The sequence below is a fragment of the Pseudomonas sp. MF06569 genome, from assembly GCF_059862735.1.
On sequence record NZ_JCBCUZ010000003.1, the window covers coordinates 198,006 to 214,605 of the forward strand.

The following is a 16,600-nucleotide window of genomic DNA, read 5'->3' on the forward strand; positions in this document are numbered from 1 at the left end:
CATCAACGCTCGCGAACATTGCGGTAAAGCATCAGGCGCGCACTTTCATGCAATCCCAGGGTCAAGGCTTGCAGACGTTGAAACTCTTCAGGGTGCTGCTGCGCCACATCCTCCCTGGGAGTTTGCGACGCCAGGTCATGCAGCGTCGGTGAGCTGCCGTCGTGCTGCATTTGCAGCAGGAAGTCCTTGGTCACCCCTCCGATCACCGGAAAGGTCCCTTCGCTCAGTACCAACGGCACCATTCGCTCTCCCTCCGGCACAGGCTGCTGGATATCCCTGCCCATCGCACCATTGAGAAAGGGAATACCGGCCATGCCCGCCACGGTCGGCAGCAGGTCCGACAGACCAACCGCCTCTTCGATCACTTTGGGCTGCAACCTGCCTGACGCGTAGATCAACAGCGGCACGTTGTTACTTTCAAGCCCCAGTTGTTCAAAGGCCGGCGCCATGTGCGGTATCTGGCTGATGCGGGTGTTATGGTCGCCGAAGAACACAAAAATGGTGTTGTCGTGGTAACCCCCCGCCTTGGCAATTTCCATCAGCCGACCAATGTTGTAATCCAGCAGGCGCACGGCGTTGTATTGCTCGACACTGCGCGAACCAGCGGCCTGGACCTGTTCCAGGGAAAGGTCTTTGACCACGAAACTGTCGTTGCTGGCGGGTATGGTGAATGGCCGGTGATTGCCGGAAGTCTGCACGTAAGCAAAGAACGGCTGGTCCCTGGCTACGGCGCGCAAGATGTCGTCACTCTCCTTGAACAGGTCCAGGTCGGAGATGCCCCACACATCCACCCGCGGCGAGCGCCAGTGACGCTCATCATAAAGCTTCACACCCTCGATACTCTGCCGGATCAATCCATTGATATTGGCCCAACCGGCATTGCCGCCGATCATGTAGAACTTCTGGTACGCCTCGAAGGCATTGATCAATGTGTGTTGGCGGGTAATCAGGGGATTACGGGTTGCGGTTTCCTGGCGGGTGACGTCAGGCACACCGGTAATGCTGCCCCAGACCGTTTTCGCAGTGCCGGTGACCGGCACGTAGAAGTGTTTGAAGAACCAGCTCTGACTGGCCAGCCGGTCCAGGTTCGGCGTGGGGTTGAGGGGGTTGCCGTAAGCCCCCACGGCGCTGGTCCCCAGGGATTCAAGCATGACGAACATGACGTTGGGCGCACGCTCACCGGCAAATCGGTAAGGCTGCACGGCTTGCTCACGCACAAAGCTCAATTGCTCGGCATCGGGCCGCGTCACGCCCAGGTAGTGCGCCACTTGCGGGTAATGCTCTCGGACTTTGGCTTCATCGAATTGCGATTGCCCGACCCTGAGGGTGTCGAACAAAAACAGCACCGGGTTAAGACCGACGGCGGCGATCTGGTTATTGCCGGAAAAGAAAGCATCGCTCCAGCGCAGAGGCACCGGGTTTTCCAGGTTGAGATTGGCCACGCGCCCCAACAGTGAAAGCAGGATGGCAACGACGCCGATCACGGACGCTATGGCAACGACGCCTGCAGACTGCTTTTCACGATCCAGGGTGATCCGCTCAAGACGAATCAGCGCGTAGGTCCACAGCACAACGGCCATCAGCCAGCTCAGGGTTATCCACAGCACCGGGTAGGTTTCCCAGACCATCTGCCGTGAAATCTGCGCGTCCTCCAGGTAACGCAGCACTGTGGCATTAAGGCGTACGCCCAGGTAGGCGTAATGACCAAAGTCGATGATGTACACCAATCCGACTACGCCCAGCACCAGCAACAAGTAGCCGCGCGCCAGCCAGCGCAATGCTCGCGTGTTCAGCAGGTTCCAGCGCGGCAGCCAGGCCAGCAGAGCCAGCGGCAGCAACATCAGTACGGCCAGGCGCAGGTCGAAACGCAGGCCAATGCCCAGGGTTTCCAGCAGCGCGGCCTCTTGCAGACCGACCCCGGAAAAGCCCAGCACAAAAATCAGCCGCAGGCAGACCAGCAACGCAAATACCAACCCGATGGCGCCTATGCCGTAACGCAGGCGCCGTGAGTACAACCCTCCCATCATTGACCTCGCTGCAGTTTTAAAAGAGGACGCCAGCCAGCCATCACCAGCATCCATAACCCGACCATCAGGCAGTAGCCTGTCAGCAACGGGTCGATCAGATAGTCCCAGTAGTTTTCCGAAGCCTTGAGCCGCAGGGTAAAAGCCACGGTTGCCGCCGCCAGCATCCACACCACCAGGCTATTGCGCAGCGCCAGCATCAGCAGGGCCACCGCCCCCACCAGCACAATCATCGGCCGGGGGTTGAAGCCCCAGCGGTAAGGATCGAAATAAGTCAGCCCCAGAGTGGCCGGATACAACAACAGGCTCAGGGCGCCAAACAGCAGCACCACCTGCAGTCGCTGCGCGCTCTTGAGTGGCTGCACCACACCCAGGCGGTGCAAGCAGACCCACGCCAATAACACCAGGGTGATGATTGCCAGGTCATCGGTAAAGCTGCGCACATAACCCGCCAGCGCCAGCTCATTGACCGGAATAAAACTCACCACCACCAGTACCGGCAGCAACCAGGGACGCCAGCGCGCACCGAAGCGCACAGTACTGATCAGTACAAAACCCAGCAGGACAAAACTCAAATGGGCTTGCCACATTGAAAACATCACAGTCGCTCCGCCAGCCAGGCCTCATTGAAGCTGACATGTTTGATAAACGTGTTATTCCACGAGTACACCAGGTGGTACATGCCATCCGGGCTGCGACTGAAGTACGGATACTCGTATTCGAATTCACAGCCACGGGGTTTACACACGCGGTAATCCAGGTTGCTCAGAAAATGCTGCTCCAGGCCCAAACGGCGGGCGCCGCTGGACGCACGAAAGCCTTCGCCGATGATTTCCTTGTAAGCCTCAGGGGAGAACGGTTGACCCAGCGGGTCGGGGGACTGATCCAGCTCCACCAGGGTGCGCCACTGATTAAGCTGCGCATCGGTGCCGTACAGGCTGAGTTTGAAGCGCCCGTCCTCAAGGTCATTGAGGGCCACCAGCAAACCGTCGTCCGCCGTACCGATTGCCGACAACGACGAATTGGGATTGGAAGGTTCAAGCGGATACGGCTCACTCCAGGTCTGCCCGGCGTCTTGCGTGCGGCTGGCGAGCACCCGGTGATGGGTTTCACCGGCGTAGCGCAACATGGCGATTGCACGCTGGCCATCCTGAGCAACGATGGTCGGTTGCAGTGAGTGCTTGCCACGGCTGATGCGGAATTTATCGATGACTGCACCGTCGGCGCTCAAGTACAGGTACTCGGCAAACTTGCCCATGAACTCGTGGTACACCGGCAGGCCAATCGAGCCATCGGCATGAAACACAGGAGCAGCACGCACCAGGGTGCTGATGTTGAAGAACGGTGACGTCACCAGCTGCCGGGGCGCCGACCAGTTCGCGCCCATGTCTTGCGAGACCATCACATTGATCGCGCTGGTGGCCCAGCCGCCCACCGACACCGAGACATAAAACATCCACAGCCGATTGTCAGGTCCTAGGGCGATGACCGGGTTGCCCAGCTTGCGTATATAACGCCGGGTGCCGTCGCGGGTTGTCTCACGGGTAACCAGTATTTGCTCCGGGCCCCACTCAGTGGTTTTGGCATCAAAACGTGCAATGCGTACCTGCACGTCGGCAGCGCCCTCCCGGGAACCGGCAAACCATACCGCCATCAGGTCGCCGCCTGGCAGGGCCGTGACCGAGGACGAATGGACAAAGTCGTTGAGATGGGAGGATACAAAGCGGCTGTTGAATTGCGGAGCGTCCGTAGTGGGCACCCCTTCCTTGTCGGCCAGGGCGAAAGGCGCCAGCACATGGGGCGGATGGCTGAGCCATGCGGCAGAAAACACCAGTAGCAGGCAGCTGATCAGTAAAAACGGGCGCATAGAAAACCTGTTGAAAAGAGAGTTACTGAACAGGGTCATCCGGCAATCGCCTCCTGCGGCCGGTGAGCATGGATAACGGCAGGTTGTCCCGCACCTGGATACTTTCAAACAACGCCGCCAGCGCATGAATGATCACCAGGGCCAGCAGCACATTGGCCGTGACTTCATGCAAAAGCAGCGGCCAGTCGGCGCCCCACAAGGCGTCGACTTCCTGCATCAGAAAACCGCTGACACCCAGGGTCAGCAGGGCCAGCAACATCAGGATCATCACCAGCGCCCCCAAGGGCGAATGGCCAAGGCGATGCTGCGCACGGCCATTGAGCAGCGAACGCACATGGCCACTCAATCGCGCAGGTGTTGGCCAAAAGTCAGCCCAACGCGCACTGCGCGGGCCAACAAATCCCCACACCAGCCGCACCAGCAGCCAGGCCACGGCGTAATAGCCCAGCCAGACGTGCCAGTCGTCACCCGCTTCATTGAAGAAGTAATTGGCGACAAAGACTGCCGCGATGGAGAGATGAAACACCCTCACCAGCGGGTCCCAGAGGCGCAGGAATTGCTCCGGCATCAGCCCTTGATCTCGGTCTTCACGGCTTTACCCGTCACAGGGTCGTGATAGATCTCGACCTTGCGTTTGTCTTTGTCAAAACCGTAGATCTCGTAGCAATTACCATCGGTGATCTTGAACTTGCTGATCTCGTAACCCTGGGCTTTCAGTTGTTCCTGAAAAGCCTTCGGGTCCTGCCATTGCGAGCGCTCGGCAGAGGTACATTGCGGGCCGGCGATTGCCAGGGGGCTGGCAATCACCAAGGACAGCAGGAGAATTTTGCGCATGGAAATACCCTCAGTAGACGTAGGAAATCCACTGTGCAAAACCAACCTTAGGAAAAGCTTAGTTGGCAACGAGCTGTAACATCTTTCCCGGAATAGCCCCGGCCTGAACACGGCATGATGCCGCCGTTTCCTACAGAGATTGTGCTATGCGCCTGCTCCTCGTCGAAGATGATCGCGCCTTGGGCCAAGGCATTCGCGTGGCGCTCAGCGCCGAAGGCTATACCCTGGACTGGCTGCAAGACGGCGTCAGTGCCCTGCATGCCCTGCGCAGCGAAAGCTTCGATTTGCTGCTGCTCGACCTGGGCTTGCCGCGCCTCGATGGTTTGACGCTGCTGCAACAACTGCGCGCCGAGCAGCACGACATTCCGGTGCTGATCCTCACGGCCCGCGACGGTACCGGGGAACGTATCGCCGGCCTCGATGCAGGCGCAGACGATTACCTGATCAAACCCTTCGACGTTGAAGAGCTGAAGGCCCGTGTCCGCGCCTTGTTGCGCCGCAGCCAGGGTCGGGCACAACCGTTGCTTGAGCACACCGGTATCAGCCTCGACCCGGCGACCCAGCAAGTCAGCTACCTGGGCCTGGACATCATCGTCACCCCGATGGAATACCAGTTGCTTCATCAACTGATGGTGCGCCCCGGCAAAGTGATCACCCGCGAACGCTTGTCCCGCGCCCTTTATGGCTGGCAGGACCGGGTCGAAAGCAACACCCTGGAAGTGCTGATTCATAACCTGCGCAAAAAGCTGTCCGTCGAACTGATCCGCACCGTGCGTGGTGTCGGTTATGTGATGGAGCTCAAGCCATGAACTCGGTGCGTGCGCGCATTCTCATCCCGGTGCTGATCCTGATCCTGCTGGGCGATGCCCTGATCAGCTGGCTGGTGCTGCGCGACAGCCACCATGAAATCGAAGAAGTCTATGACGCCCAGCTCGCCCAAACCGCCCGTCTGCTGCAAGGCGTACTGAACCAGCACGAGCCGGGCGAAAACAACTGGGACCGCCTCTACCGGGCTTTTGACGACGCCATGAGTCGGGTAGGCGAGGACGGCCCCGCCCATCCTTACGAAACTCGCCTGACCTTCCAGGTCTGGCGTAGCGACGGCCAACTGCTCGTGCGTTCTGCCCAAGCGCCAGTCCTGGAGTCACCGCCCACCACGCTGGGTTCCCACGACATCATCGAGAACGGCAATGACTGGTGCGCCTTTCTGCTTGCCGACCCGCAACAGGGCTTGCTGATCTGGGTGGGCGAGCGCGATGACATTCGCCAGGACCTGATCCAGCGCATCGTGCGCCACACCCTGTGGCCCACCCTCATTGGCGTTCCCCTGCTGACCATCCTTATCTGGCTGACCATCGGCTGGGGCCTCACCCCACTGCGCGCGATGGCCAGCGCCATTCGAGGGCGCAATACCAACACCTTGCAAGCACTGAATCTCAAGCCGTTGCCAAGGGACCTGGAGCCGATGCAAACCGCGCTGAACCAGTTGCTGGTGCAGATGGACAACCTGCTGGAGCGAGAACGGCGATTCATTGCCGATGCCGCTCATGAGCTGCGTACACCACTGGCCATACTGCGCATACATGCCCAGAACGCCCAAGGCGCCGCCACCCTGGAACAGCGCCAGGAAGCCCTTGATTTCCTGGTGAGCGGCGTTGACCGGGCCACACGAATTGGCAGCCAGTTGCTGACCATGGCACGCATTGAGCCGAGCCTGAACACCACGACTCGCAGTACCGTGCAGTTGACCGTATTGGTGCGCGAAGAGCTGGCAGAACTGACACCCCTGGCGATGGAAAAAGGCGTTGAGCTGATACTGGAAGGTGATGAGGAGTGCCGGGTTGAAACCGACCCTGTGGCCCTGGCCATTGCGTTGCAGAACCTGGTCACCAATGCGCTGAACTTCTCGCCAGCGGGTAGCGAGGTCAAGGTCCTGGTCTGCGCACAACCCTGCGGGGGCATCCATTTGCGGGTTGAAGATTGCGGCCCGGGTATCGAGGAACAGTGCGTCGAGCGGCTGTTCGAACGCTTTTACAGTCAGGGCCACGCCAACGGCGCAGGCCTGGGACTGGCCATAGTGGAAATGATTGCCCGCAAAATAGGCGCCAGCCTGCAACTCTATAATCGCCCCCAGGGTGGCCTCTGCGCCGAACTGCGTCTGGAGCCGTGTATCCCGGCTCGTGTGGTGCCCTGTACAATCGCGCCAGCCCACACGCCCCTGATCAAACACTGAACTGACTAAAGGACCCGGACTATGGAATTGACGCTGGAGGCAGTCGCCCTTTTCTCTCTCAAACTGGTGCATGAGACAGACGGTGGCAGCCCGATTTTGCGCGACGATCCGGCCATGAGCGACTACCAGCGGGACGTCTTTGCCTTTGAGCTGAACAAGGGCAACTTCGACGCCATCCAGCTTAAAGTCGAGCGATGCCTGGACCTGGCGCTTGAAGCGCTGGGCGGTGCGCATACGGCCATGGGACGAGAGTTGCTCAAGCTGTCCGGCGATTTCACACAGGCCCAAACCCTGGAACAGATGCACCCCGCGCTGCTGACGCTCAAGGATTACCTGAAAGAGGTGCAGTGATCACTGCCCCTGAGCCCGCGCTCGTGCCCGCCAACCGCCCGATCACGACATTGAGTTGCGGGCCAAAACCGTTCCGGGCGTTTTCCCCGATGCTGTGACAACCGCCACAGGTATGGCGTTCAAGATTGCGGAACGCGCTCGATATAAGACTTGAAACACTGCCCCTTCACCTTGTTGCTGAACTTTTCTGCAGCAGCCCATTGTTTTTCTTTTGTATCTTCTACCGGGTATGCCTGGGCTTCGCGCAAAAATTGCACGCGCATTTTCTTGGTGATGTCCGAAGGCTCATGGTAGGCATCGTAAACATAATCAACGGGCCTGCCCTCCTGTCGACTCAACATGATTGAGGCCGCATCAAGTGCCCAGCCATCGCAATAAGACACTTCGCCGTTACTGAACTGGATAACGCCGTCCTTCATGGTCCAGGCCCCGGCTCCGCCCGCTACGAGCAAGCCCATTGCAGCTACCAGGGCTGACGCTGTCTTGCGCATGTTCATCTTCCTTCCCTGAAAAAAACCGGAGGGTATCACCGCATCAACATAAATGCTGAAAGCCTCTCGTGCTGCCCCTTGGCTTTTTTTCGCCAGCACAAAAGCGATGAGCGCCGCCCGGCATCAATGTGGAGGATCTTGTCGATGCAATTGCCACTGGAATCAGTCGCCCTTTATGCACTCAAGCTGGCATACGAGTCCGAAGGTTCGAGCCCGATTTTGCGAGACGACCCGGCCATGAGCGACTATCAGCGCGATGTCTTTGCCTTTGATTTGCGCAAGGGCGATATGGGCGGCGCGCAAACGGTCATGGGCCGCGAACTGCAAACGCTGGCCGCCGGTTTGAGCAGTGCACAGACCCCGGAGCAAATGCACCCGGCGCTGCTGACGCTCAAGGATTACCTCAAGGACGTGCAGTAATCACTGCCCCTGGACGGACTCAATATAGGCCAGCAGGTTGTCGATCTTCTCCTGGTCGCTGATGCCCCAGAAGATCATTCGCGTGCCGCTCACCACTTTTTTCGGGGCTTCAATGTAGGCGGCCAGTTTTTCCCGGCTCCACACCACGCCTGAATTTTTCATGGCGTCGGAGTACAGGTAGCCCTCGCTGGTGCCCGCCTGACGTCCGATCACGCCATTAAGCTGCGGGCCAAAACCATTGCGCGCGTTAACCCCGATGCTGTGGCAACCGCCACAGGTTTTAGTGAACAGCTTGCCCCCCGCTTCAGCATCCCCCGCGGCTATCGCACCGTTACTCAAAAAAACGGCACAAAAGCTCAGGGTCAACACGGCTGGGTACTTCATCGGCAGCTCCATCAGGTGAGGGTGTTCAGGCTCAGGCGGCAATTATGCCTGTACGGCTGCGCCGACACCTTGCTGGCGGTCAAAATCTGCTCTTACCCCGCAAATCCGCCTTCATCCAGAAACGTGCGCTCCTGCCCGGTGGTCTCGCGCCCAAGCACATCATTGCGATGGGGAAAGCGCCCGAATTGGCGGATGATATCGGCGTGCTCTTGCGCCCATACGCTGGCTTGCGGGCCAAGGCTGTGATGCAGTTGCAACGACAGCTGCTGGTCGGCAGCGTCTTCGGAGTGCTCGAACGGCAAATAACAGAACAGCCGCAAGTCTGCTTCAAGCGCCTTGTCCATGCCGCCATCGATCATGTGCCGGGCGTAAAAGCGTGCCAGCGGGTCGGTGGCAAACATGTGCGCAGTGCCGCGAAATGAGTTTCGCGGATACTGGTCCAGCAACAACAGCAAGGCCAGCGCGCCTTCGGGCTGCGCCATCCAGTGCTCAAGCTCGCGCCTGGCGGCCTGAAAATGAGCCCGGTAGAAGGTCTCGCGAAATACAGCATCGAACGCCTCATCCTTGGCGAACCAGTGCTTTGGCCCTGCCTGCTTCCAGAACTCAATCACCGCACCCGGCGTTGTTTGCCCATTGCTTTCGGTGGTTGCCACGGTCTTATCCTCAGTAGTTGACCAAGCCTCAACTGTAGGTCTGCTCCGCCAGCAACACCACTGCAATCAGGACCATCACCGCGCCGGACACCCGGCTGACGTTTTTCGCAGCAGCAGGTCGGGTCTGCAACACGGCCCGGGCACTGAACCCGACCATGAGATACACCACCGCGCAACTGACCGCATGCAATGCACCCAGGGCAATGATTTGCGTGGGTATTGGCCAGGTCGACAGCGGGTCGGTAAATTGCGGCAAAAGGGCAAGAAACAACAACAGCACCTTGGGGTTCAGGCCGCTCACGCACAAACCTTTCCAGGCCCAGCGCGACCACGAGTCGGATACCTGCCCCTGCCCCGACTGAGGTGTCGCGGGGTCTCTAAGCATGCAAACCCCCAACCACAACAAATACACGGCCCCGGCAACTGTCAGCCCGGTAAGAATCATCGGATTGCGCGCCACCAGCCCCCCCACACCCGCCGCCACAATCACCGTGGCCAGCAGATGCCCCGACAACATCCCCGCCACCGCAGGCGTCACCAACCGTCCGCGCATGCCCGCAGAAATGGCGTAAGCCCAATCGGCGCCGGGAGTAATGATGAACAAAAATGACACCGCCCAAAAAGCGGCCAAGACGCTGAGAGTCAAAGGGATTTCCTTTCTACGCTGGAATCGTGATGGTTTTTCAGGCGCCGCAGCCCCCCGCCTCTGCCAGCGTTAAAAGCGCCAGCGAGTAAAAGAAGAATAAGGAAATGCTGGTAGGATTATCTTTCGTTTATCCCAACCTATAGCCATCACAAGGGAAGGTTCTTCCACGTGGACCGAATAGACAGAAAGATTCTTGCGCAGCTACAGGCCGACGGCCGACTTTCGGTTACCGAACTGGCAGAACGGGTTGGCCTTAGCCTCTCGCCCTGCCATCGCCGCGTGCGGGCGCTGGAAGACTCAGGCGTGATCCTGGGCTATCGGGCCCTGCTGGCGCCCAGCGAGTTGGGCCTGAATTTTTCCGCGATGGTGTTCGTTACCCTGCGTGAAGTGACCCGTCAGGCGATTGCTGACTTTGAAACGGCGGTCATCGAAACCTCACAAATCGTCGATGCCCAACGGCTGTTCGGCGACCCGGACTATCTGCTGCATGTGGTCGCAGCCGACCTGCCAGCCTTCCAGCAGCTTTACGACGAGCGCCTGACCTCGCTGCCCAACGTCCAGCGCCTGACCTCAACGCTGGTGATGAAGCGGGTCATTCAGGACCGCATGCTGCCGCTGTGAGGCTGCATAAAAACATATGGAAGCTGGCTTGCCTGCGATGCAGACGATGCGCTGTCACTGCAAAACCGCAGTGATCCAATCGCGAACAAGCCCGCTCCCACAGGGCGAGTGCAACCCGAACATTAATCCGCCAACGGCATCAACCCTGCTGCCAGGGCATCCAGCAAAACACGGACCTTGGGCAATGCCTGACGGCTTTTTGGCCACACCAGGTTGATCGCCAAACCTTCGCTCGCCAGGTGGGGCAGCACTTCGACCAATGAACCCTCGGCCAGATGCTGCTTGATCAGCCAGGTGGGCAACTGGGCGATGCCGCACCCCGCCAGCACCGTCATCACTTGCCCTTCCCCATCTCCTACGATGTACCTGGCGGGCATCACCCGGCGCTCTATGTCTCCGGGGCGGCTGCCTGCGAAGTTCCAGGGGCTGACCGTGCCGTCGGCCCGCCCATAGGCCACACACTGGTGATGCTCCAGATCGCGGTCGGTCAAAGGCGTGCCGTGAATGCTCAGATAGGCTGGCGCGGCACAGAACACATGGCGCTCACGGCCCAGAAAACGGTGTTCCAGCGCAGCAGGCCAGATATCCGGCCCACCCACCCGCACGACGATATCCACACCCTCTTCGACCGGATCGATAAAGCGGTCCGAGAACGAAATGTGCGGCATCAACAGGGCATGCTTCTGGACACACTGCAAAATGACCGGCAACGCCTGCAACCGCCCAAAGGCTGCAGGCAAGTCGATGCGGATCCTGCCTTGCGGCTCTGCATTATCGGCCTGCATGGCCAGCTCGGCTTCTTCCAGCTCGGCCAGCACCCCGGTGCACGTGCGATAGAATGCCGCCCCGGCATCAGTCAATGCCAAGCGCCGGGTGGAGCGCTGAAACACACGTACCCCAAGCCTGTTTTCCAGGCGTGCGATGGCCTTGCTGATCGCCGAAGCGGTCAGGTTCAAGCGCTCGGCAGCCGCCCTGAAACTGCCTGAATCCGCAACACAGACAAAGACATCGATACCCTTCAAGCGCTCGGAAGAAAACATGCACGCCCGCCATTAGTGAATTCAGTTCATCTCATTCGATAGAATGTATCGCAAATACGCCTGCACTTCCCCAGTAAGCTTGGCGCCAAGCCCTTACCCAAGCATCAGGCACTTTTTATGACCTCGCACAAACCCACCATTTTAATCACCGGCGCCACGGGCCAGATCGGCGGCGACACCCTGCGCAACCTCATGGCCGACGACACCATCACGCTGGTCGCGGCAGTACGCTCCCCCGCCAAGGCCAAGCCCTTTGAAGACCAGGGCATTCGCACCGTGATCCTGGACTTCGATAAAGAAGAGACCCTGGCCCCGGCGCTGCAAGGCATCGATCGCGCCCTGCTCGTGACCGGCTATACCGTGGACATGCTGCGCCAGAGCAAGGCGTTTCTCGATCAGGCAAAACAAGCCGGGGTGCAGCACATGGTGCATCTGGGCGCCTGCGGGCGTGACGACACCACCATCGGTCATTGGGCCTGGCACCAGTTTGTGGAGCGCTATATTGAATGGTCGGGCTTTTCGTTCACCCACTTGCGGCCCGAGTGTTTCATGCAAAACCTGCTCAGCTACGATGGCACCCAGGCCGTAAAAGCCGGGGTCATCGAGCAATACACCGGTGATACGCCATTCAGTTGGGTAGATGGCGAAGACGTTGCCCGAGTAGCCGCACAAGCACTGCTCAACCCGGCCAAACATGGGGGCCAGACCTACCGCCTGGGGTACGACGTGCAATCCTATGGCGATATCGCGGCCATCATGACCCGGGTGCTGGAGCAGCCGTTCAGCTACAACGCCCAGTCACCGGACGTATTTTTGGACAACATGCGCGCAGCCGGAGCCGAAATGGCCTACATGACGTGCGTAAAAGACAACTTCGCACGCATGGCTGCCGGGCAGATTCCCGGGGCCGACGAGACCTTTGACAACTTCTTCGAAATCACGGGCCGCCAGCCGGTGCGCTGGGAAGACTTTGTGCAAAAGCACCGCAAGGTTTTTGCCTATTGATACAGCCCTTTAGCCGCTGGCACAGGCAGCGGCTAAAGGGTCTGTGATGCAGGCCGCAGGGCGTTACGCCAGTTGCTGACGCATCGCCAGTTCAACCCCGCGAATCTCGGCCAGGCCTTTGAGGCGACCGATCAGCGAATAGCCGGGGTTGCTCTTGCGGTGCTGGTCATCGAGCAACTGGTGGCCGTGGTCCGGGCGTAGTGGCAAGCGCGGGCCGCCTTCACGTTCACGGCGCAGGTCCTCAGCAACCAGCGCACCAATCACCCCGACCATGTCCACATCGCCACCCAGGTGATGAGCTTCGTGGAAGCTGCGCGGATCCGCTTCGCGGCGGGTCGAGCGCAGGTGGGTGAAGTAAATGAAGGGCGCAAACTGTTTGGCCATCGCCACCAGATCATTGTCTTCACGCACGCCATAGGAGCCGGTGCAGAAGGTCAGACCGTTGGCCGGGCTTGGCGCAGCATCCAGCAGCCATTGCGCGTCTGCCGCGGTGGACAGGATACGCGGCAGGCCCAGCAGCGCCCGCGGTGGATCGTCCGGGTGAATGGCCATGCGCACTCCCGCCTCTTCCGCGACCGGGATCACTTCACGCAAGAAATGCCCCAGATGCTCGCGCAATTTCGCTTCGTCAATATCGGCGTAGGTGCGCAGTAAGGCGCGGAAATCTTCCAGGGTGTAATGCTCTTCGGCACCCGGCAGGCCCGCAATCAGGGTGTTGACCAGCTTCTCGCTCTGCTCGGGGGTGAGTGAGTCGAAATAGGCCTGGGCCTGCTGGATATCTTCAGTGCTGTACTCGGCCTGTGCTCCCGGGCGCTGGAGGATAAACAGGTCGAAAGCGGCAAAGGCGGTCTGGTCGAAACGCAGCGCCCAGCCGCCATCTTCCATCTCCCAGGCCAGGTCGGTACGGGTCCAGTCCAGCACGGGCATAAAGTTGTAGCAGACAATATCGATGCCGCAGCTCGCCAGATTGCGCACGCTCTGCTGGTAGTTGGCGATGTACTCGTCACGACGGCCACAACCGCGCTTGATGTCCTCATGCACCGGAATGCTTTCCACCACCGACCAGGTCAGGCCGGCGTCTTCAATCATTTGCTTGCGTGCGGCAATCGCTGCCACTGGCCATAACTGACCATTGGGGATGTCGTGCAATGCAGTGACAATGCCGGTCGCTCCGGTCTGGCGCACATCTGCCAGCGAAATCGGGTCCTGGGGGCCAAACCAGCGCCAAGTCTGTTCCATGTCTATCTCCCTTCTTGTTAGTTGTGTGCTGCAAAGTTTTTTAAGTGGCCAGCCATGCCGGTGTGTTCAATGGCGCTGTACGCCCGGTGAACCGCATCACGAAAGGCTGGACGCGCCGACAGTTCGGCCGCAAATACCTGATGCAGATCAAGAAACCCGTCGACTCGCTGAGCACCTTCCAGGCTGCCCGCCACGTCGGCGAAAACGGCGTTTAGCGGGTCATCAACGACATGCGGCAAAGGCTGCGTGCAGTAGTGGATCCAGGCCGCAATCCCCAATGCGATGCAGTCAATGTCACGCCCGGCATCAAGCAGCTGCTGCGCGCCTTGCAACCACCGCTGCGGCAGTTTTTGCGAGCCGTCCATGGCGATCTGGCGCAGGCGATGCTGCAGGCTGTCGTTGGCAAACCTCGCGCAGAGATCACGGGCGTAACCTGCGGTATCAATACCCGCGGGCATGGACAGGGTCGGCGCTGCTTCCTCGCCCATGTAACACTGGATAAACCGCAGCAGATCAGGATCGCTGATCGCGTCGAACACCGTCTCGTACCCCGCAAGCAAGCCGATATAGGCCAGCAACGAGTGACTGCCGTTGAGCATGCGCAGCTTCATGGTTTCGAACGGCCGCACATCATCGACCATCTGCACGCCCTCCACTTCCCAGTCGGGGCGGCCCTGAGGGAAGTGGTCCTCGATCACCCACTGGCTGAAGCTTTCGCACACCACTGCCGCGGGGTCCTGGCAGCCGAGCTGCTGCAAACAGCTGAACGCCTGCGCGTCCATGGCCGGAACGATGCGGTCGACCATGCAACCGGGAAACGCCACCTGTTGTTCGATCCACTGCGCCAGCTCGCTGCCTGGCTCCTCCAGCCCCATAACGGCCTGACGGGTACGCTGACCGTTATCCGGCATGTTGTCGCAACACAGCACGGTAAAAGCCGGGATGCCTGCCGCATGTCGGCGGCGCAAGGCCTCCAGCACAATTCCCGGTGCCGTACGCGGTGTCTGCGGGTGGGCAAGGTCATGGACAATCGCCGGATCCTGCAGGCGCAATTGCCCCGTAGCCGGGTTCAGGCAGTAGCCTTTTTCGGTGACAGTGAGGGTGACAATCCGCGTGCGCGGGTCGGCCATACGCTGCAACAGTTGCTGCAGCTCCTCACCGCCATCACCGACATACAGGGCTTCGCGCATTACCCTGATATCGCGCAATGTCACCTGTTCGCGGTCACGGTATTCAGCCACCGCATAGCGGCATTGCTGTTCGCGCAGTTGCTCCACCAGCGTGCGATTGGAGCGCAAGTTGGCACTGCACACCCCCCACGGGCTTGCACCGTGGCGATTGAGATGGCGCTGCAAATAGACCGCTTGGTGGGCGCGATGAAACGCTCCCAGGCCCAGGTGCACAATCCCGATATCAGCCGCTGTGGCCACCGAAGGTACTCGTTCAACGACAGGCATCGACCTTCTCCTCACGCCGAAGCAGGCAAGACGCTGCCCGCTGGCGGCAGGGCGTCATCGATGACCGGAAGCGGTTTGACATAGCGCGCCACACACACTGCACCGATGATGGTCAGCAACCCCGCCAGCAGGAAGGCGCTGGTGAACGAGCCGGTGAACTGCACCAGAAAACCGGTCAGGGTCGGGCCGATGATGCCCGAGGTATTGGCCAGGAAGTGCATGAAGCCGCTGACACCACCGACGCGGGCGGCAGGCACCGTGTCCTGGATGATTGCCCAGTAAATGGCACCGGTGAGGTACAGGAAGAACACCGCCAGCGCCACCAGAGCGACCGCCGGATACAAGGTTTTGACGATCCCGGCAAAGCCGATGCACACGGCACACGCCAACAGACAGGTCACCAGCACGACCTTGCGCGAAAACATCATGCGCCCGGTTTTCTTGAACACGAAGTCGGAGATAAAGCCGCCCAACGCCAGGCCAAGGAAGCCCAGTACCCAAGGAATAACCGTGGCGATACTCATCTCCTTGACGTTAAGGCCGTGAGCCATGGTCAGGTAGCTGGGGAACCAGGTAAGGAAGAAGAACAGCGTGTAGTTGTACGAGAAGAACGCCAGCGAAGTGAACAGTACTGTCGGTTGCTTGAGGTAGTAGCGCAATGGATGAACCGGCTGGGCCGCCAACTCGCTCTGGCCTTCGCCGTGAGCGATCTCTTCAGCGATTTTGCCGGTTGGCTTGTCCTTGACGAACTTGTACCAGACCGCGGCCCATACCAGGCCAATCAGCATGATGATGATAAACGACACTTTCCAGCCGTAGCTGATGGCGATAAAGCCCACTACCGGCCCGGAAATCGCACCCCCCAAAGGGGTACCGGACATGGACGAGCCTAGTGCCCGCGCCCGCTGCTTGGGGGTGTACCAGTTGTTGACCATCTTGCTGGTGGTCACGCTGAGCGGACCTTCACCCATGCCGAACAGGATGCGGATAAACACCAGCGACATAAAGCCCACGGTCAGCACCGTAAGGCCACTGAACAGCGACCACAGCACCATGGCCAGCAGCAGCGTGGTTTTTGCGCCGTAGCGGTCGGCCGCCCAGCCGCCGATAAAGTTGAATGCCGCATAACCGACAAAGAAACTACTGAAGATCATGCCCATCTCACCCGTGGTCAGACCGTAGTCTTTCTGGATGAAGGGGGCGGCGACGGACAATGCCGAGCGATCCAGGTAGTTAATGACGCCTGCCAGGAACAGCATGATGATGACTAAGGTACGACCTTGACCAAACATTGGAACCTCCCGCTTGTTGTTTTATTCGGTGAGGGTGCTCGCT

General features: G+C 59.7%; 19 protein-coding genes and 1 pseudogene. 6 read left to right on the forward strand and 14 right to left on the reverse strand.

Annotated elements, in window-relative coordinates; all coding sequences use genetic code 11:
* Positions 1–2: 2 nt before the first annotated feature.
* From AC19YQ_RS04945 to AC19YQ_RS04965, 5 genes are read right to left on the reverse strand one after another with little or no spacing between them, the layout of a single operon-like run.
* The gene (locus AC19YQ_RS04945) at positions 3–2,024 is read right to left on the reverse strand and encodes an LTA synthase family protein (protein WP_500594736.1); all 2,022 of its coding nucleotides are present in this window, start codon (positions 2,022–2,024) and stop codon (positions 3–5) included.
* Complete coding sequence (locus AC19YQ_RS04950; protein WP_500594698.1) at positions 2,024–2,623, reverse strand: hypothetical protein; 600 nt, start codon at positions 2,621–2,623, stop codon at positions 2,024–2,026. The genes AC19YQ_RS04945 and AC19YQ_RS04950 overlap by 1 nt, the downstream gene beginning before the upstream one ends.
* Positions 2,623–3,891 carry a sialidase family protein gene (locus AC19YQ_RS04955; protein ID WP_500594699.1) on the reverse strand — a complete coding sequence of 423 codons (1,269 nt, stop codon included), beginning with the start codon at positions 3,889–3,891 and terminating at the stop codon, positions 2,623–2,625. The genes AC19YQ_RS04950 and AC19YQ_RS04955 overlap by 1 nt, the downstream gene beginning before the upstream one ends.
* Positions 3,892–3,913: 22 nt before the next feature.
* Complete coding sequence (locus AC19YQ_RS04960) at positions 3,914–4,459, reverse strand: cytochrome b/b6 domain-containing protein (protein WP_500594700.1); 546 nt, start codon at positions 4,457–4,459, stop codon at positions 3,914–3,916.
* On the reverse strand, positions 4,459–4,725 hold the full coding sequence (locus tag AC19YQ_RS04965; protein ID WP_133079536.1) for a PepSY domain-containing protein: 267 nt from the start codon (positions 4,723–4,725) through the stop codon (positions 4,459–4,461). The genes AC19YQ_RS04960 and AC19YQ_RS04965 overlap by 1 nt, the downstream gene beginning before the upstream one ends.
* Before the next feature lie 146 nt (positions 4,726–4,871).
* Between AC19YQ_RS04965 and AC19YQ_RS04970 the strand changes: the two genes are divergently transcribed.
* The 3 genes from AC19YQ_RS04970 to AC19YQ_RS04980 are packed head-to-tail and all read left to right on the forward strand — an operon-like array spanning position 4,872 to position 7,309.
* A complete protein-coding gene (locus AC19YQ_RS04970) occupies positions 4,872–5,534 on the forward strand; it encodes a response regulator (protein WP_133079535.1) in 663 nt (220 codons plus the stop codon).
* On the forward strand, positions 5,531–6,958 hold the full coding sequence (locus tag AC19YQ_RS04975; RefSeq protein ID WP_133079534.1) for an ATP-binding protein: 1,428 nt from the start codon (positions 5,531–5,533) through the stop codon (positions 6,956–6,958). The genes AC19YQ_RS04970 and AC19YQ_RS04975 overlap by 4 nt, the downstream gene beginning before the upstream one ends.
* A 21-nt stretch (positions 6,959–6,979) precedes the next feature.
* Complete coding sequence (locus AC19YQ_RS04980) at positions 6,980–7,309, forward strand: hypothetical protein (protein WP_219260882.1); 330 nt, start codon at positions 6,980–6,982, stop codon at positions 7,307–7,309.
* Between the two features lie 19 nt (positions 7,310–7,328).
* Here the strand turns inward: AC19YQ_RS04980 and AC19YQ_RS04985 are convergent.
* Positions 7,329–7,421, reverse strand: a pseudogene (locus AC19YQ_RS04985) (c-type cytochrome); the annotation flags it as partial.
* Between the two features lie 7 nt (positions 7,422–7,428).
* Positions 7,429–7,800 carry a hypothetical protein gene (locus tag AC19YQ_RS04990; protein WP_326398433.1) on the reverse strand — a complete coding sequence of 124 codons (372 nt, stop codon included), beginning with the start codon at positions 7,798–7,800 and terminating at the stop codon, positions 7,429–7,431.
* 144 nt (positions 7,801–7,944) lie between these two features.
* Between AC19YQ_RS04990 and AC19YQ_RS04995 the strand changes: the two genes are divergently transcribed.
* Complete coding sequence (locus AC19YQ_RS04995) at positions 7,945–8,220, forward strand: hypothetical protein (protein ID WP_500594701.1); 276 nt, start codon at positions 7,945–7,947, stop codon at positions 8,218–8,220.
* On the opposite strand, the gene AC19YQ_RS05000 is transcribed toward AC19YQ_RS04995, so the two are convergent.
* The 3 genes from AC19YQ_RS05000 to AC19YQ_RS05010 all read right to left on the reverse strand — a co-directional run bounded on the left by AC19YQ_RS05000 (position 8,221) and on the right by AC19YQ_RS05010 (position 9,903).
* Complete coding sequence (locus tag AC19YQ_RS05000) at positions 8,221–8,604, reverse strand: c-type cytochrome (RefSeq protein WP_500594702.1); 384 nt, start codon at positions 8,602–8,604, stop codon at positions 8,221–8,223. It abuts the gene before it with no gap.
* A gap of 92 nt (positions 8,605–8,696) precedes the next feature.
* Positions 8,697–9,257: a DUF924 family protein gene (locus AC19YQ_RS05005; protein ID WP_133079530.1), complete on the reverse strand. Its 561-nt coding sequence runs from the start codon at positions 9,255–9,257 to the stop codon at positions 8,697–8,699.
* A gap of 28 nt (positions 9,258–9,285) precedes the next feature.
* On the reverse strand, positions 9,286–9,903 hold the full coding sequence (locus AC19YQ_RS05010) for a LysE family translocator (protein ID WP_219260885.1): 618 nt from the start codon (positions 9,901–9,903) through the stop codon (positions 9,286–9,288).
* A gap of 168 nt (positions 9,904–10,071) precedes the next feature.
* Here AC19YQ_RS05010 and AC19YQ_RS05015 point away from each other — a divergent pair, with 168 nt between their 5' ends.
* Positions 10,072–10,524: an Lrp/AsnC family transcriptional regulator gene (locus AC19YQ_RS05015; RefSeq protein WP_133079528.1), complete on the forward strand. Its 453-nt coding sequence runs from the start codon at positions 10,072–10,074 to the stop codon at positions 10,522–10,524.
* Positions 10,525–10,646: 122 nt separating this feature from the next.
* Here AC19YQ_RS05015 and AC19YQ_RS05020 read toward each other — a convergent pair whose 3' ends face one another.
* A complete protein-coding gene (locus tag AC19YQ_RS05020) occupies positions 10,647–11,564 on the reverse strand; it encodes a LysR family transcriptional regulator (RefSeq protein ID WP_339473551.1) in 918 nt (305 codons plus the stop codon).
* 117 nt (positions 11,565–11,681) lie between these two features.
* Here AC19YQ_RS05020 and AC19YQ_RS05025 point away from each other — a divergent pair, with 117 nt between their 5' ends.
* Entirely contained in the window at positions 11,682–12,569 is an 888-nt protein-coding gene (locus tag AC19YQ_RS05025) for an SDR family oxidoreductase (protein ID WP_500594703.1), read from the forward strand.
* Positions 12,570–12,632: 63 nt separating this feature from the next.
* On the opposite strand, the gene uxuA is transcribed toward AC19YQ_RS05025, so the two are convergent.
* From uxuA to AC19YQ_RS05040, 3 genes are read right to left on the reverse strand one after another with little or no spacing between them, the layout of a single operon-like run.
* Positions 12,633–13,808, reverse strand: a complete 1,176-nt coding sequence (uxuA, locus tag AC19YQ_RS05030) for a mannonate dehydratase (RefSeq protein ID WP_500594704.1) — start codon at positions 13,806–13,808, stop codon at positions 12,633–12,635.
* 17 nt (positions 13,809–13,825) lie between these two features.
* Positions 13,826–15,265 (reverse strand): mannitol dehydrogenase family protein, encoded by a 1,440-nt coding sequence (locus AC19YQ_RS05035; protein ID WP_500594705.1) that lies wholly within the window; start codon positions 15,263–15,265, stop codon positions 13,826–13,828.
* Between the two features lie 11 nt (positions 15,266–15,276).
* Positions 15,277–16,557: an MFS transporter gene (locus tag AC19YQ_RS05040; protein WP_500594706.1), complete on the reverse strand. Its 1,281-nt coding sequence runs from the start codon at positions 16,555–16,557 to the stop codon at positions 15,277–15,279.
* Between the last annotated feature and the right edge of the window lie 43 nt (positions 16,558–16,600).